Annotated in this window: 11 protein-coding genes and 1 pseudogene; 8 read left to right on the forward strand and 4 right to left on the reverse strand. The window is 70.0% G+C overall.

Annotated features, from left to right (window positions below; translation table 11 throughout):
* Positions 1-503, forward strand: a pseudogene (locus tag KD1_RS13555) (leucyl aminopeptidase); the annotation flags it as partial.
* Positions 504-578: 75 nt separating this feature from the next.
* On the forward strand, positions 579-947 hold the full coding sequence (locus KD1_RS13560) for a hypothetical protein (protein WP_068402772.1): 369 nt from the start codon (positions 579-581) through the stop codon (positions 945-947).
* 4 nt (positions 948-951) lie between these two features.
* Here KD1_RS13560 and KD1_RS13565 read toward each other — a convergent pair whose 3' ends face one another.
* Positions 952-1584 carry an O-methyltransferase gene (locus KD1_RS13565; RefSeq protein WP_068402773.1) on the reverse strand — a complete coding sequence of 211 codons (633 nt, stop codon included), beginning with the start codon at positions 1582-1584 and terminating at the stop codon, positions 952-954.
* 155 nt (positions 1585-1739) lie between these two features.
* Here KD1_RS13565 and sigE point away from each other — a divergent pair, with 155 nt between their 5' ends.
* From sigE to KD1_RS13580, 3 genes are read left to right on the forward strand one after another with little or no spacing between them, the layout of a single operon-like run.
* Positions 1740-2402 (forward strand): RNA polymerase sigma factor SigE, encoded by a 663-nt coding sequence (gene sigE / locus KD1_RS13570; RefSeq protein WP_083542477.1) that lies wholly within the window; start codon positions 1740-1742, stop codon positions 2400-2402.
* 39 nt (positions 2403-2441) lie between these two features.
* Positions 2442-3626, forward strand: a complete 1185-nt coding sequence (locus KD1_RS13575; protein ID WP_083542478.1) for a S1C family serine protease — start codon at positions 2442-2444, stop codon at positions 3624-3626.
* Between the two features lie 13 nt (positions 3627-3639).
* The gene (locus KD1_RS13580; RefSeq protein ID WP_245627417.1) at positions 3640-4005 is read left to right on the forward strand and encodes a twin-arginine translocase TatA/TatE family subunit; all 366 of its coding nucleotides are present in this window, start codon (positions 3640-3642) and stop codon (positions 4003-4005) included.
* Between the two features lie 22 nt (positions 4006-4027).
* Here the strand turns inward: KD1_RS13580 and KD1_RS13585 are convergent, their stop codons facing one another.
* Genes KD1_RS13585 through KD1_RS13595 form a run of 3 tightly spaced genes read right to left on the reverse strand, consistent with a single transcriptional unit; the run spans position 4028 to position 6980 of the window.
* Positions 4028-5170, reverse strand: a complete 1143-nt coding sequence (locus tag KD1_RS13585) for an Mrp/NBP35 family ATP-binding protein (protein WP_068402774.1) — start codon at positions 5168-5170, stop codon at positions 4028-4030.
* 9 nt (positions 5171-5179) lie between these two features.
* Entirely contained in the window at positions 5180-5713 is a 534-nt protein-coding gene (locus KD1_RS13590; RefSeq protein ID WP_068402775.1) for a DUF1003 domain-containing protein, read from the reverse strand.
* Positions 5706-6980: a magnesium transporter MgtE N-terminal domain-containing protein gene (locus tag KD1_RS13595; RefSeq protein WP_068402777.1), complete on the reverse strand. Its 1275-nt coding sequence runs from the start codon at positions 6978-6980 to the stop codon at positions 5706-5708. The genes KD1_RS13590 and KD1_RS13595 overlap by 8 nt, the downstream gene beginning before the upstream one ends.
* A gap of 121 nt (positions 6981-7101) precedes the next feature.
* On the opposite strand from KD1_RS13595, the gene KD1_RS13600 reads away from it, so the two are divergent.
* The 3 genes from KD1_RS13600 (at position 7102) to KD1_RS13610 (ending at position 9963) form a co-directional block, all read left to right on the forward strand.
* Entirely contained in the window at positions 7102-8181 is a 1080-nt protein-coding gene (locus KD1_RS13600; protein ID WP_068402780.1) for an HpcH/HpaI aldolase/citrate lyase family protein, read from the forward strand.
* Positions 8132-9049 (forward strand): HpcH/HpaI aldolase/citrate lyase family protein, encoded by a 918-nt coding sequence (locus KD1_RS13605; protein ID WP_083542479.1) that lies wholly within the window; start codon positions 8132-8134, stop codon positions 9047-9049. Before KD1_RS13600 ends, KD1_RS13605 begins: the two co-directional genes overlap by 50 nt.
* Before the next feature lie 218 nt (positions 9050-9267).
* A complete protein-coding gene (locus KD1_RS13610) occupies positions 9268-9963 on the forward strand; it encodes a L,D-transpeptidase family protein (protein WP_068402782.1) in 696 nt (231 codons plus the stop codon).
* The last annotated feature ends 271 nt before the right edge of the window (positions 9964-10234 follow it).

Below are 10234 nucleotides of genomic sequence, written 5' to 3' on the forward strand. Positions count from 1 at the left end.
CGAGCCACATCGGCAACACCGACGCCGAGGGGCGGCTCGTGCTCGCCGATGCCCTGGCCCACGCCGACCGCGACCTCGAGCCGACGACGCTCCTCGACGTGGCGACCCTGACCGGTGCCGCCCGCGTGGCCCTGGCCCGCTCGATGGCGCCGATCTTCGCCAGCGACGACGCGCTCGCCGCGCCGATCATCGCCGCTGCCGCGCAGGAGGGCGAACCCCTGTGGCCCCTGCCGTTGGTCGAGGACTACACCGAGCTCATCGAGTCGCCGATGGCCGACGCCGACAACTCCGGGCGCGGGGGCGCCGGTGCGATCACCGCGGCGCTGTTCCTGCGTGGATTCGTGGGGGAGCGTCGTTGGGTGCACCTCGACATCGCCGGCCCGGGCCGATCCGACGTCGACGAGGGCTTCCTGGCCAAGGGCGCGACGGGGTACTCGGCCCGAACGCTGATCCGATGGCTGGAGTCGGTGGCCGGGATCGAGCACGCGGCGTCCGCAGACTGACACACCCGGCGACAGGCGCTGCGGGGCTGGTTACGGTGCCAGCGATCATCTTCCCCCGCCCGTAAGGACGCAGACATGAACGCCTCGCTGGACGCCGGCTACGGACTGACCGTGCGCTGGTCACTGACCGATGCCGGCCCGGATGCGGCCGCGCGACTGCGCGAGTACGTCGTCGGCACCTCGATGGCCCGGTTCATGTTCCAGGAGGGCCTGGCGTTCAAGGTCTGGCGGATGCGCGAGGGCGAGTGGTTCGAGGGCACGTACGTCTTCGACTCGGCCCGGGCCCGTGACGAGTTCCGGGCCGGGTTCGAGGCGACCGCCGCGACCGCGCCCGGCAGCCAACTCATCGGCAGTGCACCGATCCTCATCGAGGACTACGAGGTCGTCGCGATCGCCGAGGGGCCGGAGCAGTTCCGCCGCGGGGCCGGTCCGGGCCAGGCCTGAGCGCTCACCGACGGACGGCGGCGAACAACCCGTCCCCGACCGGCAGCAGCGCACCGACGAGGCGCTCGTCGTCGCGCAGCGTCTTGCCCAACTCCCGCAGGGTCGTGGTGTCGTCGTCGCGCACGGCGGGGTCGGCCACGCGGTCGTGCCAGAGCATGTTGTCCAGCGCGAGCACGCCGCCGGGCCGCAGCAGTCGGATGGCGTGCTCGGCGTAGGCCGGGTAGCTGGCCTTGTCCGCGTCGATGTGGACCATGTCGTAGGCGCCGTCGGTCATGCGCGGCAGCACGTCGAGGGCGGCGCCGGTGATGACCCGGGTCCGGGTGTGGGGGATGCCGGCCTCGGCGAAGGCCCGCTTGGCCTCGGAGGCACGCTCGTTGTCGACCTCGATGGTCGTCAACACCCCGTCCTCGGGCATGCCGTCGAGCAGCCACAGCCCCGACACCGCGGCACCGGTGCCGATCTCGACGACGGTGGTCGCGCCCCGGGCGGCGGCCAGGAGACGGAGGGCAGCGCCGACTCCGGTGCCGACCGGGACGGCCCCCAGGGACTGCCCGGTGGCACGCGCACGCGCCCGAACGTCGTCCTCGGCGATGAACTCCTCGGCATAGGACCAACTGGCGACTCGGCTGGCTGTCATGGTTGATCAGCCTACGTCGACCTTTCCGTCACCGGGTGAATCGACGTCGGCCGCTGACGACCGTCGACACCGCTCCGTTGCGCAATGTCCAGCCTGCGCTCAGGTTGGCCCGGAAGGATGGCCACTCCCGAAAGGCGAAGGAGTGCGTGCCCACGATGCCCGAGACGAGCGCGATCGAGTCGACTGCCACTGAGCAGGAGTGGCGCACGCCGTCGTGGGAGGAGATCGTCGAGCAGCATTCCGCCCGCGTGTACCGGCTGGCCTACCGCCTGACCGGCAACCAGCACGACGCCGAGGACCTGACCCACGACACCTTCGTGCGGGTGTTCCGCTCGCTGCACACGTATCAGCCGGGCACGTTCGAGGGGTGGCTGCACCGGATCACGACGAACCTGTTCCTGGACCGGATGCGCCGCAAGCAGCGCATCCGCTTCGATGCCCTCAGCGACGAGTCCGCGGCCCGGCTGCCGAGCCGCGAGGGCACCCCGGAGCAGACCTATGCCGACGCCCACTTCGACGATGACGTGCAGCGCGCGCTGGACTCCCTGCCGCCGACCTTCCGCGCCGCGGTGGTCCTGTGCGACATCGAGGGTCTGAGTTACGAGGAGATCGCCGACACCCTCGGCATCAAGCTGGGCACGGTGCGCTCGCGGATCCACCGGGGCCGCGCCCAGTTGCGCGAGGCGCTCGCGCACCGCGATCCCCAGCTGCGCGCCCAGGCGCCGGACGACGGGGCGACGCACCACACCCCGAAGCCCGAGCCCACACGCCGCCGGACCACGCCGGCCCTGCCGGTGGCCCGTCCACTGGCCGTCTGAAAGAAACCGCGTTCGGGCATTCGTGGCACCATCTGAGGCATGAGCCAGACGCCGGGTTGGACCCCGCCGCCGTCGCAGCCGGCCACGACCCCACGTCGTCGCAGCCCGGGCTGGGCAGGCGCGATCTCCCTGGCGACGATCTCCGCGATCGTGGCGGGCCTGCTCGGCGGTTACGTCGGCGGGTGGCTGGAGGACTCCAACGACACCGACGGTTACTCGCTGCCGGTCGACGACACCCCGATCCAGGGCAGCGGATCGGCCGGCGGCACCGTGCCCTCCGGCGGTGCCTCGAGACCGGCCGGGTCGGTGGCCGACATCGCCGCCAAGGCCGTCCCGTCGGTCGTGACGATCAAGGTCCGTTCGGGCACTCAGGGCAGCGGCACCGGCTCGGGGTGGGTGCTCGACGCCTCCGGTCACGTCGTGACGAACAACCACGTCGTCGAGTCGGCCACCGCGCGCGGCAGCATCCAGGTGCAACTGGCCGACGGCACCCTGCGCAAGGCGACCCTGGTCGGTCGCGACGCCTCCTACGACCTGGCCGTGCTCAAGACCTCCGCCACGGGCCTGAAACCGCTGTCGATCGGAGCGTCGTCGAACGTCGTCGTCGGCGATGAGGTCGTGGCCGTCGGAGCGCCGTTGGGCCTGTCGAGCACGGTGACCTCGGGCATCGTCTCCGCCCTCGACCGCCCGGTGACGGCCGGCGATGGGCCGCAGCGGTCCTACCTCAATGCCATCCAGACCGACGCGGCGATCAACCCGGGCAACTCCGGCGGGCCGCTGCTTGACCTGAAGGGCCGCGTCGTCGGGGTCAACTCGGCGATTGCGCAACTGCCGGGGGCCGGGGCGGGGCCGACGCAGGGCGGCAGCATCGGTGTCGGGTTCGCGATCCCCAGTGACCAGGTGCGACGCACCGTCGAGCAGCTCATTCGCGACGGCAAGGCGGTCCACCCGGTCATCGGCGTCATGCTCGATCTCGAGCACGAGGGACAGGGCGTCAAGGTCCTCGATCGAGCGGACGCGGTCTCGCCCGGCGGCCCCGCGGAGAAGGCCGGAATCCGTCGCGGTGACGTCATCGTCGCCTTCAACGGCCGGCCGGTCTCGAACCCCGACCAGCTCGTCGTGCTCATCCGCGCGCGGAACGTCGGGGAGACCGTCACCCTCACCGTCCGTCGCGGCGATCGGGACCGGGATGTCAAGATGACGCTCGAGGCGTCAGCGGACTAGGCGAAGGTGGAGCGTGGACTTCTTCGGAATCAACGGGTGGGAGCTGGTCGCCCTCATCGTGCTGGCGGTGCTGATCCTCGGCCCAGAACGCATGCCGCAGTACGCTGCCAAGCTCGCCCACGCGGTGAAGCGGATGCGGGACATGTCGAACTCGGCCAAGGAGCAGATCAAGGGCGAACTCGGCCCGGAGTTCGAGGACGTCGACTGGCGCCAGTACGACCCGCGTCGCTACGACCCGCGCCGGATCGTGCGTGAGGCGCTGCTCGAGCCCAGTGATGACCCGGCTCGACCGACCGCGGGCGTGACGGCCGGTGGGGAGACCGAGGTCGCCACCTACGACCCCAGCCTCCCCACGAAGTTCGACCCCGACGCCACCTGAGGCGGCCGCGCCGGCGAGCGCGTCAGCGCTGCGGCGCCAGCCCCAGCGAGCGACCGGCGAGACCGCGCGACCGCTGGGCCAGGCCCTTGGCGATCCCGCGCAGCGCCACGGCGGCGGGGCTGGTCGGCTGGTTCACCACGACCGGAGCGCCGTGATCGCTGCCCTCACGCAGGTTGGTGTCCAGCGGGATCTGACCGAGCAACGGCACCGGAGCGCCGATCGAGCGGGTCAGCGAGTCCGCGACGGTCTGGCCGCCACCGGAGCCGAAGATCTCCTGGCGCGTGCCGTCGGGCAGTTCGAGCCACGACATGTTCTCGATGACGCCGACCACACGCTGGTGTGTCTGCACCGCGATCGACCCGGCACGTTCGGCGACCTCGGCGGCGGCCTGCTGCGGGGTGGTCACGACGATGATCTCGGCGTTGGGCAGCAACTGACCGATGGTGATGGCGATGTCACCGGTGCCCGGCGGCAGGTCGAGGAGCAGGACGTCGAGGTCACCCCAGAAGACGTCCGAGAGGAACTGCTGCATCGCGCGGTGCAGCATCGGGCCGCGCCACACGACCGGCTGGTTGCCCGGCACGAACATGCCGATGGAGATGACCTTCACGCCGTCGGCGACCGGCGGCAGGATCATGTCGTCGACCTGGGTCGGCTGGTGCTCCACACCGAGCATGCGCGGGATGGAGAAGCCGTACACGTCGGCGTCGACGACCCCGACCTTGAGGCCCTGCTCGCTGAGCGCAGCGGCGAGGTTGGCGGTGACCGAGGACTTGCCGACGCCACCCTTGCCCGAGGCGATCGCGTAGATCCGGGTGAGGTTGTTGGGCTTGGTGAACGGGATCTCCCGCTCGGCCACCCCACCGCGCAGCTGGGTGCGCAGGTCGGCGCGCTGGCTCTCGCTCATGACACCCAGGGTCACGGTCACGCCGGTGACCCCGTCGATGCCCGCCAGTGCCTTCTCGGTGTCCTGCGTCAGGGTCTGTTTCATCGGACAGCCCGCGACGGTGAGCAGGATGGTCGCGTTGACGTGACCGGACTCGTCGACGGACGCGGACTCGACCATGCCGAGTTCGGTGATGGGCTTGCGGATTTCGGGGTCGATGACCGTGTCGAGCGCGGCGCGCAGGACGTCGTCGGTCACCGTGGGATGCGAGGAAGGCATTGCCTCATCCTACGAGGCGGGGCCGGGAGCCGTCGGGGCGTCCTCCGTCCGGGCCACCGCGGCGGCGTCCCGCTCATCGAGGTCCTCGAGGAACTGACGCAGTTCGGATCGCAGGAAGTCGCGGGTCGCCATGTCGCGCATGGAGATCCGCAGCGCCGCCACCTCACGGGTGAGGAACTCGGTGTCGGCGAGATTGCGTTCGTCCCGCGCCCGGTCCTGCTCATTGACCACCCGGTCACGGTCGTCCTGCCGGTTCTGGGCCAACAGAATGAGCGGAGCGGCGTAACTCGCCTGAAGGCTGAGCATGAGCGTGAGGAAGATGAAGGGGTAGTCGTCGAAGCGCCACGACGCCGGCATCAACAGGTTCCACGCGACCCAGATGACGACGAACAGCGTCATCCCGATGAGGAACTGGGCGGTGCCCATGAACCGCGCGAACTGTTCCGAGAGCACCCCGAAGGCCTCCTCGGTCAGCCATCGAGGAGTGCGGCGGCGGTGCAGTTCGGCCGGTTGGTCGATCCGGGGGGTGCGGGGTTCAGCCACTGGTCACCTCGTGTCGTTCCTCGCGCCAGTCGTCGGGCAGGAGATGGTCGAGCACGTCATCGACGGTGACGACCCCGACCAGACGGGAGTTGGCGTCGACGACGGGCAGGGAGACGAGGTTGTAGGTCGCCAGGTGGCGGGTGACCTCGCCGAGCGCGGCGTCGACGCGGACCGGCTCGACGTCGGTGTCGAGGAAGTCGCCGACCGAGGCGTGCGGTGGTTCGCGCAGGAGCCGCTGGATGTGGAGCAACCCCAGGTAGCGCCCGGTGGGGGTCTCCAGCGGCGGCCGACAGACGAAGACCGCGGCGGCCACGGCCGGGGAGATCTCCTCGCGGCGCACCACCGCCAGCGCCTCGGCCACGCTGGCCTCCGGGCCGAGGATGATCGGCTCGGTGGTCATCAGACCACCGGCGGTGTCCTCCTCGTACGTCAGCAGCCGGCGTAGGTCCTCGGCCTCGTCGGGCTCCATCAGGCCGAGCAGCCGTTCGGCGTGCTCGGTCGGCAGTTCCGAGAGCAGGTCGGCGGCGTCGTCGGGCTCCATGGCCTCGAGCACGTCGGCGGCGCGAGCGCCCTTGAGCGTGGAGAGGATCTGCACCTGGTCGTCCTCGGGCAACTCCTCCAGCACGTCGGCCAGTCGGTCGTCGGCGAGGATGGCGGCGACCTCGGCGCGGCGCTGCGGGCTCAGACCGTGCAGGAAGTCGGCGAGGTCGGCGGGCTTGAGGTCCTCGTAGTCCTCCAGGAGGCGCTGCGCCGACTGCCCGTCCCGGGCCGTCTCGAGTCCGGTGACCTTGTTGATCGCGACGACGAACGTCTCTCCGCGGCGTCGACCCAGCCGAGCGGCCAGGCCCGTGGGGCGCGGACCCGTGCGTACGAAGGCCCTCTCGATGGCCCAGTTGCCGCTGCGGGCCTGGGCGACGCCGATGTCCTCGATCGTCGCCTCGAGCACTCCGTCCTCCGTCTCGACCGTGACGGGCCGTTCGATGAGCTCGGCCATGATGAGGGTCTCGTTGGACCGCTGCTCGAAGCGGCGCATGTTGACCAGGCCCGTGGTGATGACCTGCCCACCCTCGACCGACGTCACGCGCGTCATCGGCACGAAGACCCGACGCTTCCCCGGGACCTCGACGACCAGGCCGAGCACCCGCGGTTTCTTCGACGCCCGGAAGGTCACCACGACGTCGCGGACGCGCCCGACCCGGTCACCCAGGGGGTCGAACACGTCCAGTCGGGCCAATCGGCCGGCGTAGAAACGGGAGGGGGCGCTCACGAGGCAAGGCTAACGCCGTGAGCGACGCCACTACCGCCGGGTGAACTACGTCGCTTCGGTGATTCGGCCGGGCTGCTAGCGTCCACGCAGACGTTCACCCAGACAAAAGGAGCCGTGAAGGATGCGCAGCCCCAAGGACTTCTTCACCCCGCTGGCGGTGGGTGCCCCGACGCCCATCACCGAGGTCCCCGCTCGCCCGAGCCGCATGATCCACTTCTTCGACCCGAGCAACCCGAAGATGGCCGCGAAGGTCCCGGACATGGTCGGCAAGGTCGACGTGCTGCTCGGCAACCTCGAGGACGCCGTCAAGGCCGACAAGAAGGAGGCCGCCCGCCAGGGCCTCGTCGAGATCGCCAAGGCCACCGACTTCGGCTCCGACACCCAGTTGTGGACCCGGGTCAACTCCCTCGACAGCCCGTGGGTGCTCGACGACCTCATCACCCTCGTGACCGAGATCGGCGACAAGCTCGACGTCGTCATGGTGCCCAAGGTGCAGGGGCCCGAGGACATCCACTACATCGACCGCATCCTCGCCCAGCTCGAGGCGCGCGCCGGCCTGAAGAAGCCGCTGCTCGTGCACGCCATCCTCGAGACCGCCCGCGGCGTCGCCAACGTCGAGGCCATTGCCGGAGCGTCGCCGCGCATGCAGGGCATTTCGCTCGGCCCCGCGGACCTCGCCGCCGACCGCCGGATGAAGACCACGCGGGTCGGCGGCGGCCACCCCGGCTACCTCGTGCGCGAGGACCCGACCGTCGGTCCGGACGGTCCCGACTACCACGGCGCCCGCGCCATCCACCAGCAGGACCTGTGGCACTACACGATCGCCCGCATGGTCGACGCGTGCGCGACCCACGGAATCTTCCCGTTCTACGGCCCCTTCGGTGACATCAAGGACGTCGTGGCCTGCGAGGACCAGTTCCGCAACGCGTTCCTGCTCGGCTGTGTCGGCGCGTGGTCGCTGCACCCGGTGCAGATCGACATCGCCAAGCGCGTGTTCTCGCCCGCGCCCGAGGACGTGGCCCACGCGCGCCGCGTCAAGGCCGCGATGGGTGACGGCACCGGAGCGGTGATGCTGGACGGCAAGATGGAGGACGACGCCTCCCTCAAGCAATGCCTGGTCATCCTCGAACTGGCCGAACGACTCTCCGCCAATGACCCGGAGTTGGCCACGCTCTACGCCGACAACACCCAGGAGAACTGACGTGTCGACCACCTACACCCCGCGCCGCTCGGTGCTCTACATGCCCAGCTCGAACGCCCGGGCGCTCGAGAAGGCCAAGACGCTGCCCGTCGATGCGCTGATCCTCGACCTCGAGGACGCCGTCGGCCCGGACGACAAGCCGGCTGCGCGTGCGGCCGCGTGCGCGGCCGTGGCCTCGGGCGAGTACGGGGACCGTGAGCTGACGATCCGCATCAACGGCATCGGTACGCAGTGGCACGACGAGGACCTCGCCGCGGCGTCGCAGGCCGGCCCGGCCGGGATCGTCGTGCCGAAGGTCAACACCCCCGACGAGGTGCGCCAGTTGGTGGCCGCGATGGAGGCCGCCGGCGCGCCGGAGCACACGAAGCTCTGGGCCATGGTCGAGACGCCCGAGGCGATCTTCAACGCCCGGGAGCTCGCGACCGCCTCCGATCGTCTGGCGGTGTTCGTCATGGGCACCAACGACCTGGTCAAGGAGCTGCAGGCCGATCACGTGCCGGGCCGCGCTCCGCTGCTGACATCGCTGTCCTGGGCGCTGCTCGCGGCGCGTGCGGCCGGAATCGCGATCCTCGACGGGGTCTACAACAACGTCAAGGACGCCGACGGGTTCCTCGCCGAATGCGAGCAGGGCCGCGACATGGGCTTCGACGGCAAGACGCTGATCCACCCCGGTCAGGTCGAGGTGTGCAACACGACGTTCGCGCCCTCGCCCGAGGCAGTCGAGGAGGCCCGCGGCATCCTGGAGTCGTGGGAGGCCGGAGCCGGCAAGGGGGTCGTCACCCACAACGGCAAGATGATCGAGAACCTGCACGTCGACATCGCCCGTCGCGTGCTGTCGACGCACGACGCGATCCGGGCGCGCGCCTGATCGACTACCTGGCGACCCGCGATCACGGGGCCGAGCGGAGTTGCGCTCGGTCCCGCGATCGCGTTTGCGCCACATCACGTTTCCCTCACATCCCGGCGTGGCCCCGCCTCTCCGGCGGGTGTTCTGGTGCGTGGGAGGTACGCTGACGGAGCGCTGCCAGAAGCGCGTCCGGGCTGAGGGACAGCCTGGAAATCCGTACCGCAAGGGGGGAGAACAACATGACCATGAACCGACGTGCCGTGCTGCAGGGGACAGCAGTGACCGCGGTGGCCGGAGCCTTGACCGTGGCGGTGCCGGGTGTCAGCGAGGCGGCCACGCGGCCGCTGATTCGCCAGGGCTCACGGGGCACTCACGTGAAGTTCCTGCAGACCAAGTTGCGCTCGGCCGGTTACTGGACGCGCCGGACGGACGGGTACTACGACGACACGACCCAGCAGGCCGTCATGGCACTGCAGAAGATGCGCGGTCTGACGCGTGACGGGGTCTGTGGCCCGAAGACGTGGGCGGCCGTGAACACGATCTACCGGCCTGCTGCCCGGACCAAGAGTGGCAGCTGCATCGAGATCAACCTCAAGCGCCAGGTCATCATCACCGTCGTCAATGGCCGGGTGCAGTGGGTCTTCAACACCAGCACCGGCAACAACAAGCCGTACCGGACGGCCAGCGGTACCTCCATCGCGACCACGCCCAAGGGCGTGTTCCGGATCGAGCGGGGCATCAACGGGATGCGGATCTCCTCGCTCGGCCAGCTGTGGCGCCCGCGGTACTGGTACCGCGGGTGGGCGGTGCACGGATCGCCGTTCATCCCGGGGTACCCGGCATCGCACGGTTGTGCGCGCGTCAGCAACAGCGCCATCAACTACATCTGGTGGAAGAACGTCATGCCGATCGGCCGGAAGGTCTGGATCTACTGACGGTCCGCCGCCGCCGCGCCGAGTGATGGATCCGCGTGGCCTGGGAGCACTCCCAGGCCACGCGGATCCATCTTTCGTTGGGGCCCTGGGACCCACGATTTGGTGTCCGGCGTGGTACCCGCTAATGTCTTCCCTCGTTGCCTTGGTGGAGGAACGGACGCGGGAGTGATTCTGCGGCTGGTCCCCGGGGCGTCCTCCTCCTGGTGGACATCAGCCGTGAGCCTCGGTGAGAGGCCGGCTGTGACTCATGATCCGGCTTGTAGCGGGAGTC

The sequence above is a fragment of the Kribbia dieselivorans NBRC 106261 genome, from assembly GCF_001552435.1.
Lineage (GTDB): Bacteria > Actinomycetota > Actinomycetes > Actinomycetales > Dermatophilaceae > Kribbia > Kribbia dieselivorans.